The sequence below is a fragment of the Halorubrum miltondacostae genome (assembly GCF_041379815.1).
Taxonomy (GTDB): Archaea; Halobacteriota; Halobacteria; order Halobacteriales; family Haloferacaceae; genus Halorubrum; species Halorubrum miltondacostae.
Map to the genome: position 1 here is coordinate 536,712 of NZ_JBEDNY010000001.1, position 20,889 is coordinate 557,600.

24 protein-coding genes, 1 tRNA gene and 1 pseudogene are annotated in these 20,889 nt (G+C 71.3%); 13 read left to right on the forward strand and 13 right to left on the reverse strand.

Annotation, left to right across the window (positions count from 1 at the left end; translation table 11 throughout):
• Positions 1-14: 14 nt before the first annotated feature.
• A complete protein-coding gene (locus ABNG04_RS02890) occupies positions 15-677 on the reverse strand; it encodes a tRNA (cytidine(56)-2'-O)-methyltransferase (protein ID WP_371159885.1) in 663 nt (220 codons plus the stop codon).
• Positions 678-857: 180 nt separating this feature from the next.
• Between ABNG04_RS02890 and ABNG04_RS02895 the strand changes: the two genes are divergently transcribed.
• Positions 858-1,916, forward strand: a complete 1,059-nt coding sequence (locus ABNG04_RS02895; protein WP_371159887.1) for a phosphoribosylaminoimidazolesuccinocarboxamide synthase — start codon at positions 858-860, stop codon at positions 1,914-1,916.
• 94 nt (positions 1,917-2,010) lie between these two features.
• Positions 2,011-2,715 carry a DUF47 domain-containing protein gene (locus ABNG04_RS02900; RefSeq protein ID WP_371159889.1) on the forward strand — a complete coding sequence of 235 codons (705 nt, stop codon included), beginning with the start codon at positions 2,011-2,013 and terminating at the stop codon, positions 2,713-2,715.
• Between the two features lie 16 nt (positions 2,716-2,731).
• Here the strand turns inward: ABNG04_RS02900 and ABNG04_RS02905 are convergent, their stop codons facing one another.
• Positions 2,732-5,428, reverse strand: a complete 2,697-nt coding sequence (locus ABNG04_RS02905; protein ID WP_371159890.1) for an AAA domain-containing protein — start codon at positions 5,426-5,428, stop codon at positions 2,732-2,734.
• Positions 5,429-5,576: 148 nt separating this feature from the next.
• Between ABNG04_RS02905 and ABNG04_RS02910 the strand changes: the two genes are divergently transcribed.
• Positions 5,577-6,128 carry a hypothetical protein gene (locus tag ABNG04_RS02910; RefSeq protein ID WP_371159892.1) on the forward strand — a complete coding sequence of 184 codons (552 nt, stop codon included), beginning with the start codon at positions 5,577-5,579 and terminating at the stop codon, positions 6,126-6,128.
• Between the two features lie 89 nt (positions 6,129-6,217).
• Entirely contained in the window at positions 6,218-6,385 is a 168-nt protein-coding gene (locus ABNG04_RS02915; protein WP_167373073.1) for a hypothetical protein, read from the forward strand.
• A gap of 27 nt (positions 6,386-6,412) precedes the next feature.
• Here the strand turns inward: ABNG04_RS02915 and ABNG04_RS02920 are convergent, their stop codons facing one another.
• From ABNG04_RS02920 to ABNG04_RS02945, 6 genes are all read right to left on the reverse strand, one after another.
• Entirely contained in the window at positions 6,413-6,811 is a 399-nt protein-coding gene (locus ABNG04_RS02920) for a DUF7975 family protein (protein ID WP_371159894.1), read from the reverse strand.
• 67 nt (positions 6,812-6,878) lie between these two features.
• A complete protein-coding gene (locus tag ABNG04_RS02925) occupies positions 6,879-8,036 on the reverse strand; it encodes a DUF7118 family protein (RefSeq protein WP_371159896.1) in 1,158 nt (385 codons plus the stop codon).
• A gap of 3 nt (positions 8,037-8,039) precedes the next feature.
• On the reverse strand, positions 8,040-8,423 hold the full coding sequence (gene hisI, locus ABNG04_RS02930; RefSeq protein WP_371159898.1) for a phosphoribosyl-AMP cyclohydrolase: 384 nt from the start codon (positions 8,421-8,423) through the stop codon (positions 8,040-8,042).
• A gap of 43 nt (positions 8,424-8,466) precedes the next feature.
• On the reverse strand, positions 8,467-8,916 hold the full coding sequence (locus ABNG04_RS02935; RefSeq protein ID WP_371159900.1) for a GNAT family N-acetyltransferase: 450 nt from the start codon (positions 8,914-8,916) through the stop codon (positions 8,467-8,469).
• 1 nt (position 8,917) lies between these two features.
• Positions 8,918-10,252 carry a DUF92 domain-containing protein gene (locus ABNG04_RS02940; protein WP_371159902.1) on the reverse strand — a complete coding sequence of 445 codons (1,335 nt, stop codon included), beginning with the start codon at positions 10,250-10,252 and terminating at the stop codon, positions 8,918-8,920.
• A gap of 329 nt (positions 10,253-10,581) precedes the next feature.
• Positions 10,582-11,361: an HAD-IIA family hydrolase gene (locus ABNG04_RS02945; protein WP_371159904.1), complete on the reverse strand. Its 780-nt coding sequence runs from the start codon at positions 11,359-11,361 to the stop codon at positions 10,582-10,584.
• 161 nt (positions 11,362-11,522) lie between these two features.
• Between ABNG04_RS02945 and ABNG04_RS02950 the strand changes: the two genes are divergently transcribed.
• From ABNG04_RS02950 to ABNG04_RS02965, 4 genes are all read left to right on the forward strand, one after another.
• The gene (locus ABNG04_RS02950) at positions 11,523-12,296 is read left to right on the forward strand and encodes a GTP cyclohydrolase III (RefSeq protein ID WP_371159906.1); all 774 of its coding nucleotides are present in this window, start codon (positions 11,523-11,525) and stop codon (positions 12,294-12,296) included.
• Between the two features lie 100 nt (positions 12,297-12,396).
• Positions 12,397-12,636, forward strand: coding sequence for a hypothetical protein (locus tag ABNG04_RS02955; RefSeq protein WP_371159907.1), 240 nt, complete (start codon positions 12,397-12,399; stop codon positions 12,634-12,636).
• 117 nt (positions 12,637-12,753) lie between these two features.
• Positions 12,754-13,665 (forward strand): 1,4-dihydroxy-2-naphthoyl-CoA synthase, encoded by a 912-nt coding sequence (locus ABNG04_RS02960; protein ID WP_371159909.1) that lies wholly within the window; start codon positions 12,754-12,756, stop codon positions 13,663-13,665.
• Positions 13,666-13,709: 44 nt separating this feature from the next.
• A complete protein-coding gene (locus ABNG04_RS02965; protein ID WP_371159911.1) occupies positions 13,710-14,153 on the forward strand; it encodes a CBS domain-containing protein in 444 nt (147 codons plus the stop codon).
• Positions 14,154-14,270: 117 nt separating this feature from the next.
• Here the strand turns inward: ABNG04_RS02965 and ABNG04_RS02970 are convergent, their stop codons facing one another.
• The 5 genes from ABNG04_RS02970 to ABNG04_RS02990 form a co-directional block, all read right to left on the reverse strand.
• Entirely contained in the window at positions 14,271-15,401 is a 1,131-nt protein-coding gene (locus ABNG04_RS02970; RefSeq protein WP_371159913.1) for an ATP-binding protein, read from the reverse strand.
• Between the two features lie 209 nt (positions 15,402-15,610).
• A tRNA-Leu gene (locus ABNG04_RS02975) sits at positions 15,611-15,695 on the reverse strand.
• Between the two features lie 56 nt (positions 15,696-15,751).
• Positions 15,752-16,108, reverse strand: coding sequence for a ferredoxin (locus ABNG04_RS02980; protein WP_371159915.1), 357 nt, complete (start codon positions 16,106-16,108; stop codon positions 15,752-15,754).
• Between the two features lie 106 nt (positions 16,109-16,214).
• Positions 16,215-16,454, reverse strand: a complete 240-nt coding sequence (locus ABNG04_RS02985; RefSeq protein ID WP_371159917.1) for a DUF7508 domain-containing protein — start codon at positions 16,452-16,454, stop codon at positions 16,215-16,217.
• Positions 16,455-16,479: 25 nt separating this feature from the next.
• Positions 16,480-16,938 (reverse strand): DUF5796 family protein, encoded by a 459-nt coding sequence (locus ABNG04_RS02990; protein ID WP_371159919.1) that lies wholly within the window; start codon positions 16,936-16,938, stop codon positions 16,480-16,482.
• A 180-nt stretch (positions 16,939-17,118) separates the two neighbouring features.
• On the opposite strand from ABNG04_RS02990, the gene ABNG04_RS02995 reads away from it, so the two are divergent.
• The 5 genes and pseudogenes from ABNG04_RS02995 to ABNG04_RS03015 all read left to right on the forward strand — a co-directional run bounded on the left by ABNG04_RS02995 (position 17,119) and on the right by ABNG04_RS03015 (position 20,828).
• Complete coding sequence (locus ABNG04_RS02995) at positions 17,119-18,450, forward strand: hypothetical protein (protein ID WP_371160748.1); 1,332 nt, start codon at positions 17,119-17,121, stop codon at positions 18,448-18,450.
• On the forward strand, positions 18,447-18,908 hold the full coding sequence (locus ABNG04_RS03000; protein ID WP_371159921.1) for a hypothetical protein: 462 nt from the start codon (positions 18,447-18,449) through the stop codon (positions 18,906-18,908). Before ABNG04_RS02995 ends, ABNG04_RS03000 begins: the two co-directional genes overlap by 4 nt.
• Positions 18,905-19,491 (forward strand): annotated as a pseudogene (locus ABNG04_RS03005) (hypothetical protein). Before ABNG04_RS03000 ends, ABNG04_RS03005 begins: the two are co-directional and overlap by 4 nt.
• Positions 19,492-19,609: 118 nt before the next feature.
• The gene (locus ABNG04_RS03010) at positions 19,610-20,503 is read left to right on the forward strand and encodes a shikimate kinase (protein ID WP_371159923.1); all 894 of its coding nucleotides are present in this window, start codon (positions 19,610-19,612) and stop codon (positions 20,501-20,503) included.
• Positions 20,504-20,534: 31 nt separating this feature from the next.
• Positions 20,535-20,828, forward strand: a complete 294-nt coding sequence (locus tag ABNG04_RS03015) for a chorismate mutase (RefSeq protein ID WP_371159925.1) — start codon at positions 20,535-20,537, stop codon at positions 20,826-20,828.
• Positions 20,829-20,889: the final 61 nt, after the last annotated feature.

A 20,889-nucleotide genomic window follows, 5' to 3' on the forward strand; every position in this document is an offset into this window, starting at 1 on the left:
CTCGGACCGTCACCTCACTCGTCTTCGGCTGGGTCGTCGTCACCGCGCTCGTCGGTGACGGGGTCGTCGCCGCGACCGTCGTCGTCGCGCTCACCGTCTCCCGCCCCGTCCGCGTCGACTACCGTCTTGCCGGTCGCCTCCGGCATCACCCGTCGGTCGGCGTCCGCCCACTCGCGGTCCAGCTCTTCCCCGTTGAACAGGCGGTCGAGGAAGACGGCGAGCCCCGCGACCTCCGAGTGCGGCTGGTTCGTCACGCCGACGTTGAAGTCGGCGCGCTCGTACAGCGCCCACGGCACCTTCTCGCCGCCGACCACGACGAGGAGGTCGCGCGGCGGCGACGCCTCCCCGGGCACCTCCGGTTCGTCGAGGCCGACCGCCTCGCGGATCGCTCCCTCCACGTCCTGAACCTGCTCGCCGTACATCGTGAGGTGGACGACGACCCCCTCGAAGTCTCGGACGATCGCCTTCTGGTCCTCGCGCAGTTCGACCGCGAACGGCCCGCCGAACCGACCGGTGATGTCGCGGACCGTCTCGGCGGACTGGCCGGCGTTGTCGGGGAAGATCACCCGGTCGGCCCCAAGCGCCCGCGCTGTGAGGCCGACGTGCGTCGTCATGCGGTCGTCGCGCCCCGGCCGGTGGCCGTACCGGAGGACGACGACCTCGCGCGCATCGTTCATGCCACGGGCTGGGAGGCCGACCCGGGTGTCGCTTTCGATGCGAGCGCCCCGCGGTCGACCCCTCGGGTCCGCGCCGGAGCCGCCAAATTGATCCGCGGACGTGGATCGAACCGATCCGAAATCGGGCGAGGTGACCACATAACTGAAAGCTTCATGTGGGAGGCGGTCGCGGTGTGACGCATGACGAGCGTCAAGGAGTTCCGCGTCGACGATCCGGCGACCGCCGACGGACTCGGTCGGGGGCGGTTCGTCTTCACGGACGCCTACTCGGTGTTCGACTGGGGGCAGATGCCCGACGCGATCCCGCACAAGGGGGCGAGCCTCTGCGCGATGGGCGCGTTCAACTTCGAACTGCTGGACGACGCGGGCGTTCCGACCCACTACCGCGGGGTCGTGGACCCGGGCGCCGCCGCGAACGACGGGCCCGAGCCCGACCCCGTCCCGCTCGCCGAGGCGACCGCGCCGCCGACGGAGATGGCCATCGACCTGACGCAGGTCCCCGACCTGCCGTATGAGGGCCCCCACGCCGGCTACGACTACGACGCCTTCCACGCCGCGGGCGGGGAGAACTACCTCGTCCCCCTGGAAGTCGTCTTCCGCAACCGGGTCCCGGTCGGGTCCAGCCTGCGGAAGCGCGCGGCGCCCGCCGACCTCGGCCTCGACGGCCTCGGCGGCGACTGGCCCGACGAGCCGGTCGACCTCCCGGAGCCGGTCGTGGAGTTCTCGACGAAGTACGAACAGCAGGACCGGTACCTCGCCCGCGCGGAGGCTGACGCGATCGCCGGGGCCGCCGACGTCGACGCGCTCGAAGCCCTCGCGCGCAACGTGAACCGCGTCGTCACCGAGCGCGCCGAGGCGGCCGGGTTCGTCCACGAGGACGGCAAGATCGAGTGTCTCTACGCTGACGGCGAGCTCCGGGTTGCGGACGTGGTCGGCACCTTCGACGAGAACCGGTTCTCCTACGGCGGCCGCGGGATCTCGAAGGAGGTCGTCCGCCAGTGGTACAAGGCGAACGACCCCGCGTGGGTCGAGGCCGTCACCGAGGCGAAGCGCGCGGTCGCCGACCGCGACATCGACGACTGGCGCGAGCTCTGCGAAGTCGACCCCGACCCGCTCCCGCCAGCGGTCGTCGACGCGGTCTCGGCGCTGTACGCGGCCGGCACGAACGCGTACACCGACCGCGAGTGGTTCGACGTCCCCGACGTCGGGGCGGCGCTCGACGCGGTCGACGCGCTGTAAGCCGGTCCTGCGAACCGGGCCAGCGACCGCCGGACCCTCACGATCGACGACACGCGAGGGAACCTCTTTACCGTCGACGCGCGTGGATTCGCGCATGTCCACTGACGCCGACTTCGGGGAGCAGCTGGAGACCCGGACCGTCGCGTACCTCGACCGGATCGACGACTGCGCCGCGCTCCTCCCGCGGGCGCTCGACGAGTACGCGAGCGGGGGCGCGTACGACGAGACGGTTGACGAGATAGCCGCCGTCGAGAGCGAGTGCGACGAGCTCGTCCGCGAGCTCACGGCGCTCATCACCGACGCCGGACCCGACGACATCGGCCTGCTGAACACGCGGATCAACTTCAACGAGTCCGCGCTGCTCGACTTCTACAACGAGCTCGACGTGGTCGCGAACCACACCGAGCGGATCGTCCAGGAGGTGGCGATGATGCGCCCCGACGCGGGCGTCGAACCGTTCGCCGACATGCGGGAGATGGCGACGCGGATCGCCGAGATGACCGCCGTCCTCGGCGACGTGGTGGAGGGGTTCGTCAGGGGGTTGGCGCGCGCCGACGCCACCGAGACGCTCGCCGAGGGGATCGAGTCGATCCGCGCGCTCGAGAGCGAGTGCGACGACCTCCGCAACGACGCCATCGCGACCGCGTTCGCCGCCGACGCGATCGACCAGCCGCTCGTCTACCGCGAGCTCGCGATCCTGCTGGACGAGCTCGCGAACACGATCGAGGACCTCACCGACCGGATCGTCGTGATCGCGAGCAAGGAGCCGGGGATCGTCACGGACGCGGACGAGTCGTAGACCGCCCGCCGCCCGCTCACCGCCGCGCCCAGTCGAGCATGCGGGCGTAGAAGGAGTCCGTGCCGAGCGCGTCGGCGTCGCCCACCAGCGTCAGCTGCTTTTTTGCCCGGGTCAGCGCCACGTTCATCCGCCGGTGGTCATCGAAGATCGGGCCGTCGAGGTCGCCGGTCGCGACCAGCGAGACGACGATCACCGCCTCGGAGGAGCCTTGGAAGCGGTCGACGGTGTCGACCGTCACGTCGGTCCGGCGGCCGATCTCCGCGACCTGCGCCCGGAAGGGGGCGATCACGCCGATGTCGTCGGGGTCGACGCCCGCGGCGACGTAGGCGTCGACGATCGCGGCGACGCGCTCGGCCTCGCGGACGTTCCGGTTGCCGTCGCGCTCGCCGTCCGGGTCGACGAAGCCGACGCCGCCGGTGAGGTCGGGCGCGAGCGCGTCGGGGTCGACGCCGAGGTCGGCGAGCGTCTGCCCGGCCACCTCGGGGGTCGCGGGGCGGAGCGCGCCGTCGTAGAACTCCGCGGAGGCGAACGCCTGGATCCGCTGGCTCATCCGGTACTGGCGGTCGAGCATGACGCTCGCGTCGGGGAACGCCTCGATGAGCCGCTGGAAGAGCGAAGTCGTGAGGTCGTTCTCCGCGCGGACGACGGGGGGGAGCTGCTCGTGGTCGCCGACGAGGACGAACCGGTCGGTGAGGTTGATCGCGGCGTGGGTCCCGGGTTCCGTGAGCTGGGAGGCCTCGTCGACGAGGGCCACGTCGAACTCGCACTCGCGCATGACGCGGGAGCCGCAGGCGGCAGTGGTGGCGGCGACGACGGGCGCGTCCCGCAGCTCGGCCGCCTTCGCGTTCGGCTCGCCGCGCTGGACGAGCCGCACGTCACGCATGTCCTCGCGCACCCCGGTCTCGGTTCCCACTCGAAGCACGTCGTCGAACCCCTGGTCGCGGAGCGCCTCCAGCGCGTTGTCGACCGCGCGGTTGGTGAACGCGGAGAGCAGCACGCGGTTGCCCTCCGCGACCAGCGCGCGGATCGCCCGGGCGATGGTGTACGTCTTCCCGGTCCCCGGCGGGCCGTGGATCAGCGCGCAGTCCTCGGCGTCGACCGCGAGCTCGACCGCCTCGTTCTGCGCCGCGTTGTTGTCGATGTAGGCGTCGGGCGCGTCGGCGGGGCGCTCGGCCGGCTCCCGGAAATCGGGGTCTCGCCGGCCGAAGATCACGTCCTTGCGGTCGGGGTCGCCCTTCAGCACGGCGTCGTGGAGCGCGGTCAGCGAGCGGTCGACGGAGATCTCGGAGGGGTAAACGTCGAGCCGCCGCAGCTCGACGGGCTCGTCCGTCTCGACGACGACCTCGTCGCTCCCGAGCGCGGTGATCCGACCGAGCTCCGCGTGGCCGGAGACGGGGTCGCCGTCGCTCGCGAGCGCCACGTCGCCCTCGCGGAGCTTCGAGACAGCGTCGCCCGGTTTCCGGGCGCGGAGCTCCCAGCGGGCGTCGTCGATCTCGGTCTGTGCGACCGGCTCCAGACCGATCAGCGCGCGGTCGTCTGCCGCGCGCTCTTCGGGCGTCTGCTCCCACAGCTTCCGGTACTCCGCGTGGGTCTCGCGGCGCTCCTCCTCTAAGGCGACGTAGAAGCGGTCGAAGTAGTCGCGCTCTTCGTCCGGGGTCGGCGTCCCGATCTGTCCCGCTTTCGACTCCTGATCGAGCCGGCCGGAGACGACCATACAGGCGTCCTGCTCGAAGCAGTAGCTACAGGTCGCGTCGGCCTCGTACCCCGTCGGCACCGTGGGGCGCTCGCCGGGGTCGTTGAGCGCGCGCCACTCCATCGCGGCGAGGGCGTTGCGCTCGCGGACGACGAACTCCAGGAAGCCGCGCCCGACCGTGAACTCCTTGGCGGGCGCGAGGTCCCCCGACTCCTCGTTGCGGTCGAGGGCGGTGTTCTTCGTGTACAGCAGCGTCCCGATGTCCGGGTCGACGCCGCGCTCGTCGAGCATGAGCGCGTAGCAGGCCGCCTGGACCTTGTCGTGGAACCGCGGCTCCCGCTTCGTGTTCTTCCCCGTCTTCAGCTCGACCGGCGTGCCGCGCCGGAGCGCGTCCGTGCGCCCCTTCAGCCCGAACGTCGGCGAGATGAGGGAGAACTCCGAGCGCCACGTGTCCTCGTCGGCGAGCGTCCCCTGCGCGAGCCATCCCTCGACCGCGGCGGCGTTTCGCCGCACCTCGTCTTCGACTTCCGCGGTCTCGTAGCCGAGGAGGCCGAGCTCGAGGCCGGCCTCCGCGACGCGCTCCTCGACCGAGGCCTCCAGCTCCATCCCCCGGAGCAGGTCGCCGAACACCTCGTGGACGATGGTCCCCTTGACGACGGGGTAGTTCAGCGGGATCCCCGAGAGCTTGTTCAGGTAGTACATCCGGGGACACTGGACCCACGAGCGGATCCCCGTCACGTCGACGAGGAAGTCGGGTTCGAGGACGACCCACGACTCGTCGGTCGTCGCGTACCCCGTCTCCCCGCGGTACTCGTCCTCCTCGGGGTCGGTGACGAGGAGCTCCATCCCCGGCTCGGCGTGTTCGGCCGTCTCCGTCCACTTCCCCCACAGCGTCACGTCGACCGGGTCGCCCGCGCCGCGGTCGGGCCGGATCCGCACCTCGCGGAGGTCGCGCTCGCCGTACGACGTCGACACTGTCCGCGCCTCCCCGACGGAGACGATTGGCCCCCGAACGTTCACGTCCCCGCTCGGCGGCGGCACCGAAAAACGCTGTCGGTGGGCGGGGTGGCGGGCGACGCACGCCGCCGACGGGTCGCGGCGCGAACGCCCGTCGGCCCCGCCGCCACCGACACGCTCTTGCGCTCGCGTTCCCGAACTAGCGATCGACATGCGCGTACGAGACTGGGACGACATCCTCGCGGACGTCGCGAGCGACTCGACCGACCCCGACGGCTGGCGCGCGGTCGCCGGCTCCCGCCGCGGCGGCCTCGGGGAGGACCTCTACTTCGGCCACCCGAGCGTCGGTCTCTACCACCTGAAGACGTACGCGAAGAACCCGCGCGACCTCCGCGGGGTGGGGGCGCAGGTCGCCCGCAAGGTCGACGACGACCTCGACCCGCTCCTCCCGGACGCCGAGAGCGACGGCCGGTTCGCGGTCCGGTCCGCCCCGGAGGACGAGGACCACGCCGAGGAGATGGCGACCCGGCTCACCGAGACGCTGCGGGTCCACGCGGAGGCGCCGACCGACCCGGACCACCTCTTCGAGGACGTGATGGAGGCCGTCGAGTCGCCCGCGTTCGGCCCGATGGAGTACGAGTTCGACGGCCGCCCCGACGAGCTCGACGAGCTCTCCGACACCTTCGAGGAGGCCGAGGAGCTGCTCACCAGCGAGCTCGACGACCTGATCGAGGACGACGACGTCGACCGCGGGTTCCACTGAGCGGCGGTGGGGCTCCCCGCCCACCGTCACAGGCCAAACGAGGTCGGACCCGCCGCATCGGTTTTGTCGCTCCGCCGCCAACGGGGCGTATGGGAGTCAAAGAAGACACGGCGAACGGCCTGATCTCGCTCGGCATCGGCGTCGCGGTCACTTGGTTCGCGGCCGACGACGGCGACCACGACACGACCGACCTCCTCCTCGCGGTCGCGATCAGCTCATTCCTCTCGGGCTACTTCACGAGCTACTTCGCGAAGTGACCCGTGGTCGGCGGCGACCTCGCCGCGTCAGATCGCCGTCACCCACGCCCGGTACTCCGCGTCGAGCTCGTACACCTCGCGGAAGGCGCGCTCGACGAACCCGGCGACGCGGTTCGCGTCCGACCGCGCGGTGACGACCGCGTTCGTCCCCTCGGCCTCCTCCGGACTGACGAGCTCGTCGATGCGGAACTCCGGGAACTCCGAGAGCAGGGCCTTCAGCCGCTCCAGTTCCTCGTCGGTACAGTCGAGGATTAGCTCCGTGCCCGCGAGTTGGATCCACGGCGGGATCTCGCCGCCCTCCGTGTCGTCGCTGTCGGGATCGACGTCGACGGTCATCACGTCGCCGGAACGCGCGCGGTGCGCGGCCGCGGCGTCGGCGAACAGCTTCAGCCGCTCGTCCTCGCCCGTGGCGTCGAATCGAGTCATACACCCGCTCGGCGGCGCCGAGGCTTAAAAATCCGCACTCCGCGGCCGTCGGCGGGCCGAGCCGGTCCTACTCCCGCTCCGTCTCGTTCAGCACGTCGCCGACGACAGAGCGGGTCCGCTCGGCCTCGGCAAGCCGCTCGGCCGCCTCGCCGCGCTCGATCAGGGCGAGGTCCTCTTCGTCGAGCGCGTGGCGCACTTCCGCCGCGCGGCGGAGGCGCTCGTACTCGTCGGTCCGCGCGAGCTCGCGGACCGAGCGGAGGGTCGCGACCGCGTCGTCGTCCGCGATCCGCCCGACCAGCGGAACGAGCTCGTCGATCTCGTAGGCGAGCTCGTCGCCGGGTTTCGGCGGCCAGTCGAGCGTCAGCGGCTCGCCGTCGAGGCGTTCGAGATACGTCCGGTGGACCGCGACCGCGGTGCGGAGCGCGCCCGGGTCGTCGACGTAGTGGTCGAGCTTCGAGTTCGTGTAGTCGGCGTACTCGAGCAGCGTCGCGGGCGGCTCCTCGCCGGCCGCGTGCGTCTCGACGTACTCCGCGAGGTCCGTCGGCGGCACGTCGACGTCGACGAAAGGGGTCCCGTCCGCGCGGTCGAGGAAGTCGAACACCTCGCGGGCGGACGCCGATTTGAAGAACTCTCGGAACGCCTCCATCACCGCCTCGTCGTACGAGTCGATGGGCCCGTGGAGGCGGTCGAGGTCGGCGTCGAGGTCGGCGTCGGCCATGTCGGCGACTTCTCGGAGTTCGTCCAGCCGCGACTCCAGCCGCTTCTGGGCCTCCTTGGCCGCCTTCCGGCCCGCCCGGTAGTCGTCGACCGCGTCGTCGTACGCCTCAAGGAGGTCGACGAACTCCCCCGCCGGCTCCAGCGCCTCGCGGGCGGCCGCGAAGTCCTCGTCGGAGAGCCGGCGCTTGTCGACCGCCTCGTCGGCCGCCTCGAACGCCTCGGCGGCGGGGAGGTCGTCGTCGACGTCGACCGCGTCGCCGAACTCGCCGCGGAACCGGACGTACGACTCGAAGTCGCCGGAGCCGACCGCGTCCTCCTCGTACCGGTCGAGGATCCGGTTCGCGCGGCGGTACGCGTCGGCCGCCGCCTCGACGCGGTCGCGCCCGTAGCCGTCGATCCGCGACTCGATCCGGCGCAGCTCGTCGTAGCGCTCGCGGAGCCGCGCGGCCGCCTCCCCGGCCTCGTGAACGGGGTCGTTCGCCTCGCCCTCGGCGACGGCTTCGGCCATCGGTCAGTACACCTCGTCGGGGTCGAAGACGCGCTCGCCGACGTTCTCGCCGTCGAGGGTCCGGTGGAAACACGACCGGTGGCCGGTGTGGCAGGCCCCGCCCGCCTGCTCGACGAGGTACAGGAGCGTGTCGGCGTCGCAGTCGACGCGGACCTCGCGGACCGACTGGGTGTGGCCCGAGGTGCTCCCCTTGTGCCATATCTCCTCGCGCGACCGGGAGTAGTAGTGCGCCTCGCCGGTCTCGCGGGTGCGCGCCAGCGCCTCGGGCGAGACGTACGCGAGCATCAACACCTCGCCGGAGTCGGCGTCCTGGGCGACCGCCGGCACCAGCCCGCTCTCGCCGAAGTCGACCTCGATCGACCCCGTCTCCGCGTCGGCGTCACTCATGGCTGTCCGGAGGCGTGGCGCTCGAATAGTCCTTGTGCCTGCGCTACCCGCGCCGCAACACAAGCGCGTCGCCGTCGGCGTACGCGTCCGGCCGGCGCTCGACGACCGCGAAGCCGAGCGACTCGTACAGCGCGAGGGCGGCGTCGTTCTCCGGGTGCGCCTGGAGCGTCACCGGCCCGTCGGCCTCCGCGATCGCTGCCCGGAGGAGCCCACGGGCCCGCCCCTCCCGCCGGAAATCGGGCGCGACGACGAGCTCCGCGACGTGAACTCCCGGCCGGTTCGGCGCGTCCACGGGAAGCAGGTAGCCGACGACGCGCCCCTCGGTGACGCTCACCCGTGCCGCCCCCACCGCCAGCCCGTACTCCAAGAGGTCCGGACTCGGCTGGCGGAGGTGCGACTGGAGCTCGCGGATCCGGTCGGCGTCGGCGGTGCGCCCCGGACGGACTCGGGGGTCGGGAGCGTCCGGTTCGTCAGGGCCGCCTTCGCCGGCCATCTCACACCACCGCCCAGAGTGCGACGGCCACGACCGCGCCGCCGAGCGTCGCGAGGAAGTTCACGGTCTGGTTGCCGATCCGGTCCCCCTCGATCAGCGCGCCGAGGAGGCTGTCGAGGGTCATGCCGGCGACGCCCGCGGCGACGACCGCGCCACCCGCGGCGACGCCGCCGGGGACCACGGGATCGAGGAGCGGCGCGCCGCCCGCGGCCAGCGCGCCGACGAGCAGCGCGCCGGAGAGGCCGGCAAGCTCGCCCTGCCAGGTGATCGCGCCATCCGTGCCCGGCTCGACGCGCCGGAGGGTGGTCACCAGCCGCGGCCCGTCGTAGAGGCCGCCGATCTCCGAGGAGAGCGTGTCGGCCATCGCGGTCGCGGTCGCGCCGGCGAAGGCGAACCCGAGCGGTGCGGCCGGGACGGCGAGGTGCGGCGCGACCGCGTAGCCAATCACCGCCGCGAGCGCGACCGCCGAGTTCGCCAGCACGTTCCCCGTGCCGCGGGCCCCCTCGTTCTCTTGGGCGACCCCGCGGGCCGCCTTCTCGTCGAACCGGTACTTCGAGGCGAGCCCCCCGAACGCGTAGAAGGACATGAGGGTGAGGAACCAGCCCACCCCGCCGAGGACCACCGCGAGCAACGCCGAGACCACGCCGGTGAGCATCCCGGCGACCGAGGCGGTCCCGATGGCGAAAGAGACGTAGCCGAGCGCCCCGGTCACCGCGAGCCCGACGACGATGAGGGGGGCGTCGACGGTCGGTTCGAGGGTCATGAACCCCCAGGTCACGAACGCGACGAGTATCGTCGTGATGTGCGCGTCCCGGGAGAACACCAGCGAACGGACGAGCGCGGCCGTCAGCGCGGCCGCGGCCGCGAGGAACGTGAGCAGGGGAACCGTCGCGCCGTCGACCGGCGCGCCAGTCTGGAGCCGGACGGCGATCTGTCCGACGAGCGCGCCGGCCGTTCCGGCGGCGACGTAGCCGCCGACGAGGGGGAACTCGTCGGTCGTTTGGCGGGAGACGATCGTCCGCCCGAGGCGGCCGACACCGACGGCGAGCGCCGCGGCCGCGAACGCCTCGTACGGTAGCGGCGCGCGCGGCAGCGACGCGAACAGCGCGAGGCCCGCGCCGGCGAGCGCGAAGGAGACCAACCCGTAGAGTCGCTCGGCCTCGCGGTCGCCGGGGAGCGCGAGCGTCTCGAACCACTCGCCGTCGCGGACGCCGAAGAACGCCGCCCCGGCGACGGCGAAGAACGGCACCGCCGCGGCCTCGTCGAGCGCCGGCGCGAGGACCGCGACGGCGGCGACCGCGGCGAAGATACCCGCGCGTCGGAGCCTCCGTATCACACCCTCGGCTACCCGCGACGCCCACTTAACGGTCCCGACAGCCGTCGGGTGGTCGCGGGGAGTCGAACGCGGTCGGAACCGCAGAAGCTACCGCCCGTCAGTCCGGGCCTCAACCCCGACAGTAGCGCTGATCGCGCCCGTCAGTACCGGTACTCGTTGAACTGGACCGCGTGCCCCTCCAGCACGCGCACCGACTCCTCCGGATCCTCCTCGTCGTCTCCGGTTCGGCCCTCGTGTGAGTCAACCTCTCTCATGTGAGTGCGATACGCTCGCTCGCATATAACTGTTTTCCACGCAGTGAACGTTGTGACCCTCGCTCGCGGCGGCGCTCAGCCGATGACGCGGTCGATCTGGCCGAGGTGGTCGAGGACGTGATCGGGCGTCACCGCGGACGCCTCGAGGGTCGCCTCGTCGGTGACCCCGGAGCGGACGAGGACGGTAGTCATCCCGGCGCGCTCGCCCAGCGCGATGTCCGTGTCGAGCCGGTCGCCGATCACGAGGCACTCCTCGGGCGAGTAGGGGAGCCGCTCGCGCACCATTTCGATCGCGGTGTCGGACGGCTTGCCGAGGACGGCGTCTGGCTCGCGCTCCGCGACGCCCGCGACGGCGTTGATGACCGCGCCCGACCCGGGCACGTCGCGCTCGGGGGCCGGGATCACCACGTCAGGGTCGGTGCCGATGAACGGGATGTCGCGTTCGAGGGCCCACATCGCCGTACAGAGGTCGTCGTAGTCGAACTCGCGGTCGATAGAGGCGACGAGCGCGTCCGCCGCGTCGACGTCGTCGGTCGTCGACAGCCCCGCGGCCGCGAACTGGTCGAGGAGCCCCGTCTCGGCGATACAGAGGAGGCCGTCGTCGCGGTGGTGTTCCCGCAGGTACCGCGTGGTGACGCTGCCGGCGGTGAAGACGCGGTCGGCGTCGACGTCGTACCCCGCCGCGCCGAGGCGGTCGACGTACGCCGGCGGCGCCTTGGTCGGGTTGTTCGAGACGAACAGCGCCTCGATACCGGCCTCCCGGAGCCGCCGGTAGCCCGCCGGAGCGCCCGGGATCGGATCGTCGCCGCGCACGACCGTGCCGTCGACGTCGATGACGGCCCCGCTGAAGTCCATACCCGACGTGCGGGCGCCACGGCTGTAGTGGTTGCGCCGGGGGCGCGAGGGCCCGCGTGAGGTGCCGTCCCCGACCGCGCCCCGTATCACGAACACGGTACCGTTCACATCTTCGGGATAACGGAAGGGTAAAACGGGAGCGCTCCGTACCGACATTCACTGTGACGACGACCCAGGTGACCCTCGTCCAGATCGACAACTACGGGCCGTGGACGACGACGCCGGAGCCGCGCCGAGAGATGGACCTCCAGACGCTCCAATCGCGGCTCTTCGCGGACGTGGCCCAGTTTCTCGGGCACCGCGACGCATACGTCTTCTTCACGCGCTTCGACAACATGATCGCGGTGACGAACGGCGTCGACGGCGCGGCCCACGCGACTCTCCAGGAGTCGATCGGCAACCGCTACCCGGTCAGCGTCAGTCTCGGCACCGCCGTCGCCGAGCGTCCCGTCGACGCCCTCGAAGCCGCGAACGGGCGGCTCCAGACGGCGGGGAGCGCCCAAGACGAGAGCCGCACCGAGGTGCTCGCCGGCGAGTACCTCGCCGAGACGGACCGCTCGGACCTCCAGATCGCGCACTTCGACGTGGTGAACGCCACCGGGAAGTACACCGACCAGCTCAACGAGTACGACACGTTCATTAACATCGAACAGGCGTTCGGCTCGCTGATGCGCCACCTCCGCGAGGCGCACGGCGCGCTCTCCTTCTTCGTCGGCGGCGACAACGTCGTGGCGGTCTGTCCCGATCTCCCAGAGTCGGCGTTCTCCTCGGCGGTCTCGCACGTCGAGTCCGACGTCGACATCGAGCTCCAGGTCGGCGTCGGTCGCGGCGCGTCCGCCCACGAGGCCGGCTTCGCCGCCAAACACGCCCTCGAGGACTGCCGGCACGCCGGGACGAGCGTCGAGATGTTCGGCGCGCCCGCCGCGAGCGACTGACCGGTTCACGGCGCCGGTGATGGAAACCCTGACGTAGAGAATCGGTTCTGATAATCGCGGTGTGAGATTTTTATACACCGGTCGGAAAGTTCTAGCTAGCATGTCAGAGGAGATAGTGTTCGTCTGTACCGCAGACGGCTGTGACGAGGGCCCGTGGCAGGGCTCGCACGACGCGATGGCACACTGCTCCGAGCATCCGGACCACGGATACACCGGAATGCCGCGTTCGGAGATCGACCCATCTCGCGATGTCATCCCCGCCACCACGACGCGGAAACGCGACAATCGCAACCTCCAGCACAAGGGCCACCCGAAGGGTGCGTACGCACAGGACGACTGACCCGCTCAGGCTCCCCGTCTCCGTCGCGCGACGCACCGAGCGCGAATCCCGCTGAGCCGACCCCCTCCCCCTCTCGATCCGACGCCGTTTATCAACGGCCCGGGCGTACGAGTCGGTATGGTCTCGGAGATATTCGATCCCGACGCGTGGGAGCCCGTTACCGACGAGTTCGACGACATCACCTACCACCGCGCCGTCGACGTCCCCGCGGTCCGGATCGCCTTCGACCGCCCCGCGGTCCGCAACGCATTCCGGCCCGGCACGGTCGACGAGCTGTACGCCGCGCTCGACCACGCGCGGAAGCAGGCCGATGTCGGCTGCGTCCTCCTCACCGGGAACGGCCCCTCCAAGAAGGACGGCGGCTGGGCGTTCTGCTCCGGCGGCGACCAGTCCGTTCGAGGCGGCTCCGGCTACGAGTACCGCGACGACGACGAGGCGGGCGACGACGACGACGACCTCGTCCGCGAGGCGCGCGCGGGGCGGCTCCACATCCTTGAGGTCCAGCGGCTGATCCGGTTCATGCCGAAGCCCGTCGTCGCGGTCGTCCCCGGCTGGGCGGTCGGCGGCGGCCACTCGCTCCACGTCGTCTGTGACATGACCCTCGCCAGCGAGGAGCACGGGAAGTTCCTCCAGACCGACCCCGACGTGGGCTCGTTCGACGGCGGGTTCGGCTCCGCCTACCTCGCGAAGCAGATCGGCCAGAAGAAGGCGCGCGAGGTGTTCTTCCGCGGGAAGACCTACTCCGCCGAGGAGGCGGCGGACATGGGGATGGTCAACGAGGTCGTTCCGCACGAGGAGTTAGAGGAGGTGGCCGTAGAGTGGGCCGACGAGATGACCCGGAAGTCGCCGACGGCGATGCGGATGCTGAAGTACGCGTTCAACATGGCCGACGACGGGATGGTCGGCCAACAGGTGTTCGCGGGCGAGGCGACGCGGCTCGCGTACATGACGGAAGAAGCTCAGGAGGGCCGCGACGCGTTCTTGGAGGGCCGCGAGCCGAAGTTCCGCGACTACCCCTGGCACTACTGAGCGGCGGAGACACCTACAAGTGCGCCGGCGGGGTATCCGAGGGTATGCTCGTGGAGGCGGTGATGACGACGGACCTCGTGACCTGCGACGCCGACGCCACGGTCCGCGACGCCACCGAGCGGATGCTCCGCAACCGGGTCGGCAGCGTCGTCGTCACCGACGACGGGACGCCGGCGGGGATCCTCACGGAGAGCGACGTGCTCCGCGCCGGCTACGCCACCGACGACCCGCTGTCGACGATTCCGGTCCGGAAGGCGGCGAGCGCCCCGCTCGTCACGGTCCGCCCGAACGCGACGCTCCGGACGGCGACCGAGCGGATGCGGTCGGAGGGCGTCAAGAAGCTCGTCGTCGTCGACGGGATGTCGCCGGAGGGAATCGTCACCACGCAGGACGTCGTCGACAACTACGCGGGGATCCGGAAGGAGGTCCGCGACCTCGCGACGGACGCCACGGGGTGGTCGGAGCGTTCCGACCGGTTCGACGAGTGAGGCCGGCGAGTGAGCCGGAGCGGCCGCCGTCGCTTACGGGTCGTCGTACCCGACGATCTCCTCCTCGATGACCGCCGAGAGGGTCCGTGGCGAGCGGGAAGACAGCCTTAGAGGGCGCTACAGAGCGGGCGCGGCGGTTTGCGATTCCGTGGCGGAGTGTGCGTCGTCCTCCGGCCGCGGCAGCCGCAGGCAGACGACGCTGCCCTCGGGGTCGTTCTCCTCGAACCGGACCTCTCCGCCCGAGCTCGCCACGATCCAACTGACGAGCCAGAGGCCGAGCCCGCTCGTGTGTTCGAGGTCCGTCTCGTAGCCCCGCTTCAACACCTCGATCTCGCTCTTGGCGATCCCCGGTCCGTTGTCGGCGACGCGCAGCTCGATGTAGTCGATCCCATTCCGCGAGACCGACCTAGATTCGACGCGGACTTGCGGCGTCTCCTTGTTGCTGTGTTCGACCGCGTTCTCGATCACGTTCGCCAGCGCCGAGTCGATCAGGTGATGAGCGAGGACGGACAGCGTCGACGGCAGCGAGACGTCGATCTCCGCCGACGGATTGTCGCGGCGGACCCGCTCGCAGCTCGTCTCGACGGCCGCGGTGAGATCCTGCGGCTCTCGATCGGCCTCTTCGGTGGTCAGGATCTGCTCGATGCTCCGCGCCTGTTTCCCGAGCTTCACCAGGTCGGTCGCCTGCCGCCTGATCGTTTCGGCCCGCTCCTCCGTGTCGACCGACTCCTCTGTCAGGAGGCTCGCGTTCCCCTGAATGACGTTGGCGTTGGTGCGGATGTCGTGACGGAGGACGCGGTTAAGAACGGTCAGCTGGCGGGTGAGCCGGGTGGCTCTCGCCTCCGCTTTCCGCTGCCGGATGTCGTAGACGCCGACGATGAATCCGAGGAGCGACCCAGCCGACGCCGCGTCGACGACAACGAAGACCTGCTCCTCCATTACCACGCCGTGCTGCTGTTGGTACAGTATCACGAGGACGCCCGCAGCGGCCAGGAGGCCGGCGCCGATCGCCGACCACCCCCCGACCCGCAGCGTGGACTCGCCGTCCACGCCCAGCCGCCACAGCCAGACGGCGCCGGCCACCACGCCAGCGGCGAGGAGCATGGGCGCGACGATCCCCAACAGGAACGTCGCGACGTTCTCGTCCTCGCTGACGACGTGGAACACGTGCGTCGCGAACAGCCCACCGCCGATCCCGACCAGCAACGCCGCGCCTGCGTGCTCCCGTCCGGCGGGTAGGGCTCTCATACAGTTCGGTGCGGCTCTCAGCACAAAATACTGGGGATGTGATTCTCACACGTGAGATCCGTTACGACGCCCTCGGCTCCGGTTTCCCGAACCGCGTCGCGGGGTGTAATGCGACGCCGCCCGAGGCCGACCCGCTGTGCTCGCTTCGTTCCCCAGTTCGAATCCCTCTTTATTTACACCTGCGGCTCGCGAAGTGCTCGCCGCAGGAGTGCGGGGGAAGGGATTCGAACCCTCGAACCTCTACAGGAGCGGATCTTAAGTCCGCCGCTTTTGGCCAGGCTCAGCCACCCCCGCGCTAGTCGGGCTATCCGCGGCGGGGTGAAACCCCTTTCGGAAATCCGGACCCGCCCTCACCAGTCGACCGAGAGCGTCCCGTCGCCGTGCGGGTCCGGCGCGATCTCCTCGTCCGTCCGTCGGTCGACGACGTGGATCACGCCCGCGTCCTTCTTCGCGGGACACGCCTCGGCCGCGCGAACGTTCTCGTCTAAGTCTTCCTCGCCGATGTAGTACGCGTCCGGCTTCGCCATCCCGCTCATGACGTCCATCACCCAGTTGTCCGCGACCTCGGCGCACTTCCCCGCCCCGAAGCACTTGTTGGCCTCGAAGACGATCTTGTACGGCTTCTCCTCGATCGGCGGCCCCTCGCCGCCGATGTCGCTGGCGCGAAGCACCTCGTCGCCGCCGTCGGTCTCGACCTCGTCGCTCATGTCGCCCCCTCGGCGGCCGCCGGCCTTTCCTCTGTCGGTCGTTCCCGCTCGGTCGGGACGCGAGAGTCGGATCCGCGGCGAGTCGGTCGCGCTCCCCCACGCGCCGTCAGCCGTCCGTGTGCTCCGCGAGCAGCCGCTCAGCGTGGTCGAGCGAGTCGGCCAGCTCCCACCGCACCTTCGCCGCGTCGCCGTACGCGAGCGCCTCCTTCAGTTCGTCGCGGAGGACGCCCGCTCCGAAGCCGACTGTGTCGCCGTCGGCGTCACCGAGCTCGTATAGCGCGTAGCGGTCGGGCGCGCTCCCGACCGTCGACCGGTCGAGGTCGCGCCAGGGTTTCGCGAGGCTCATCCGAGCGGTTCCGTCGGCGTCGGTCTCACCGGTGCGCGTCGAGGCCGTCTTCGGGCCCCTCGATGATCTCGTAGCTCCCCTCGGTCCAGCCGTCCTCGACGAAGACGAACACGCGCCCGCCGGCGATCTCGGGGTCGGCCACGACCTCGTTGCGCTTGCCGTCGCGGCCGACGATCACGCCGGGGAACACCTCGTCGCGGTCGCCGTCCTCGACGATGACGCGGCCGACGCCGGACTCCTCGAGGATCTCGTCGTCGGTCTTGTAGTCGTTCACGTACGTCATCACGCCCTCCGTCTCGGTGGGGTCGGTGACGAGGACGTGGGTCTCCTTGCCGGGGCCGGCGGTCACCGATCCCTCGGCCGACTCTGGGACGCCCCGGTAGAGGGTCGTCCGGCCGTCGAGGTACTCGACGACGACGCCCTCCTCCCGGAGGTCGACGCCGATCGAGGTCGGCGGCACGTCGCTGCGCGATGGCGCTGACATACGCGAGGTTAGGGGTGCCGGCCTCAAAAGGGACGCGCTCGGGGCTCGCGCGGAGCGACGCGGACTGCCGGCGGCCGGACCGCCGCGCTTTCGGGCGCATTCAACCGCGAGAATCGGCGTACCACATTTAAGTTCCTGCCACGGGGAATGCGTGTCATGTAACGGACGCGACGGTCCCTGCTGGGCGTCGGCGCGGCCCTCGTCGGGACCGCCGGGTGTCTCGGCGTCCAGGGCGTCGAGTACCCCGACGCCGCCGCGGACGCCGACGCGCCGAGCGACGGCGACGACCCCGACAAAGACGACCCTCCCGATGCGCCGGACACCGACGCCGACCCGCTGGTGAGGAACGCCGCGCTGGCGGCCGCGACCCGCGAAGTAGTCGACGACGCGGTGTGGTTCGCGACCGAGTACCCGGCGGCGGTGGCGACCTACCGCGACGCGATCGCCGAGGCGGTCGCGACGGTCCGCTCGATCCGCGCGACCGTCGACGAGGAGGCGGCGGTCACGGCCGCACAGGTCGACTCCGTCGCGGCCGCGATCCGGACGGCGGGCGACCGCGCGAGCGACGCCCTCGAACCCCACTTTTCGCCCGGCCCGCGGATCCGCAGCCGCGTCGAGCGCCACGTCGAGACGCTGCGGACCTTCGCGCCCCGCGGCGACGTCGACCGCGTCCTCGAGGAGCTCGACCGGATCCGGACCAAACTCGCGAGCATCGGGACCGCGCTCTACGTCGAGGCGGAGTTCTCCGGGGACCCGATCCACAACCGACTGTTCCGGCGGCTGCTCGCGCCCCTGCCGACCGACGACCGCAAGCGCGGCCGCGTCACGAACGGCACGCTCGTCGAACTCGCCGTCGCGAGCCGGAACTTCGCGACGTTCGCGCACCGGCCGTACGACCGCGACACGATCGACCGCGAGCGGATCCCGCGCATCTACGGGGACGCCTTCTCCCCCGAGCGCCGGCGCGAACTCCGCGCTCGCCTCGGCCCGATCTCGCAGCCGGCGGACCGCGTCGAGGAGGTGTTCGTCGCGTTCGTGGAGCGCCCGCCCGCGGGGAATCGACCCAGCGAGACGTTCCGCGGCTGGGCCCGCGAACTCGACGGCGTCCCGGTGTACGTCCAGCGGTACCCGGACGCCGAGACCGCCGAAGCGCGGCTCTCGACGGCGCTCGACGGCGGCTCGACCGACGGCCGCGCGTCGATCGATCCCGAAGCGACGCTCGCCGGGTCCGACTTCAGCGGGAACGCCTCCGACGACGGGAACGCGTCCAGTGACGGGAACTCCTCCGACGCGGACGTCGAGACCGACCCCGGGCCGGCTCCTTGGCACCGCTTCTATCACCGCGAGGCCGAGGGCGAGCGGTACGGCTTCGACGAGCACGCCGGCGTCCAGTATGGCTACGTCGTCCGAGCCGGCGAGTTCCTGCTGGCGGCCGGCTTCTCCGGCGACGCGTGGGAGGAGCGGGCCGGCTGGCACGGCCGACTACGGCACGGGTGGGTGACCGGCGCGTGAACGCGAACCAGGTCGGACTCGTGACGGCGGCGTTCGCGCTCGTCGGCGTCGGCGCTGGCATCGTCGGCGCGGCCGCGACGGGGTGGGCCGAGGCGGCGCTGGCGACCGCCGCGACCGGCGAGACGGCGCGGTTCGGTCCGGTGTTCGTCGCGCAGTCTTACCTCGCCGCGACCGCGACCGTCCTCGTCGGCGCCGTTCCGCTCTCCGGCGTCTTGGGCGTGCTCGTCGGCTCGCGGGCCCGCGGCGTCGTCTCCGCGGCGACGACCTGCGGCCTCGGGACCGGCCTCGGCGCGCTGGCGTACGGACTGGTCGCGGTCACGGTGATCGTCGTCTCGCAGGGCGACGCCGCCACGCAGGCGCACGGGCTCGTCGACGCGCTCGTGCCGACGCTCGCGACGGCGTTCGTGTCGGGCGCCGTCGGCGCGTCGACCGGCGTCCTCGGGACGGTGATGCGATGACCGCCGACCGAGGCGGCGGCGACCGTCCGGCCCGGCGGGCGACGCGGCGCGGCGTCCTCGCGGTCGGTACCGCCGGGCTGCTCGCCGGTTGTCTCGTGATGTCCGAAGAAGGCGATCCGACTACTCGGTAGACGGACGACGGAACGAGCGGCAACGGGACGGACGACGGCGGAGACGGGTCGGAAGAGGACGACGGGTCGGGCGACGGCGCCGAAACGACTCCGGACGAGGTCGGTCCCGACGGCTCGGGACTCGTCGTCACCGACGCCTCGGTGCTGCGCGTGAGCGAGAGCGGCGAACGACGGTCACCGCCCGCCTGACGGTCGAGAACGCCGGCCGGTTCGAGTACGGGACGGTCGAGTTCCGCGTCGACGCGTACGCGACCCCGGCGGGGTCGGACGAGCGCGAGGCGGTCGGCTACGACTACGTCTCGCGCCGGTTCCCGCGCGACGATCGCTTCGACGGCTCGCGGTCCCGACGGTTCACCGTCGAGATCACGTTCCCGAGCCGACGGACGAACGTCCGGGCTGACTCGGACCGGTACGCTGTCAACGTGGCGGTCAGGCGCGCCGAACCGGTCTGAGACGCCGGCGCCTCGGGTCTCCGCAGCGGTTCCGATCCCGGGGACCGGCCGCGGGTCGCCCGCCGAGAGACTCGCCGTTATCGCTACCTCTTTGTCCGCGCTCGCGAGCCGTGACCGCATGGAGGGACGGGCCGCGGCGCTCGGAGCCGGAACCGTGTTGAACGCGCTCGCGACCGGGACGGGCGCCGCCTTCGGCATCGACGTCGAGACGCGCGCGACGGTCGCGCTCGACCCGGCGGCCGACGGCGTCGACGGCGAGATCGCCGAGGACGCGGCCGCGGACACCGACCTGATCGAGCGCTGCGTCGCGCTCGCGACCGAGCGCTGGGGCGACGGCGAGGGCGGCCGCGTCCGGACCGAGAGCGACGTGCCGCTCGCCGCGGGGTTGAAAAGCTCCAGCGCGGCCGCCAACGCGACCGTCCTCGCGACCTGCGACGCGCTCGGGCTCGGCGTGGGCGACGACCCGGCCGACCCCGCGGTCGACGTCACCCGTCTTGAGGCCTGTCGGCTGGGCGTGCGCGCCGCCCGCGAGGCCGGCGTCACGGTCACCGGGGCCTTCGACGACGCGACCGCGTCGATGCTCGGCGGCGTCACCGTCACCGACAACGACGCCGACGAACTCCGCGCCCGCGAGGCAGTCGACTGGGACGTCTTGGTCTGGACGCCGCCCGAGCGCGCCTACAGCGCGGACGCCGACGTAGCCCGTTGCGAGGCCATCGCGCCGATGGCGGACCTCGTCGCCGACCTCGCGCTCGCCGGGCGGTACAGCGAGGCGATGACGGTGAACGGGCTGGCGTTCTCGGCCGCGCTCGGGTTCGACGCCGACCCCGCGGTCGAGGCGATGTCGCACGCGACCGCGGTGTCGCTGTCGGGGACCGGCCCGAGCGTCGTCGCCGTCGCGGACCCAGGAGACCCCGAGACCGACCTCGACGCGGTCGCGGACGCGTGGGCCGACCGCCCCGGCACGCTGCGGCGGACGACGACGAGAGACGACGGCGCGACCGTCAAGTGAGCGCCCGCGACACACTACCCACCAACCACCAATGAGCGACACACCCAACGCGGACGACCGGAGCCTCGACGAACTGCGACACGAGATAGAGGACATCGACCGCGAGATAGTCGAACTGATCGCCCGCCGGACGTACGTCGCCGACACAGTCGCGGCGGTGAAAGATGAGCGCGACCTCCCCACCACCGACGAGGGACAGGAGGAGCGCGTGATGGAGCGCGCCGGCGAGAACGCCGAGCGCTTCGACGTGGACGCGAACCTCGTGAAGGCGATCTTCCGGCTGCTGATCGAGCTGAACAAGGTTGAGCAGCGCGAGAGTAGGTAATCATAGAACAGCCGTTACAGGGTCTTTATCTGTATATCTGTGGATATAGGTGCCGGGTCTC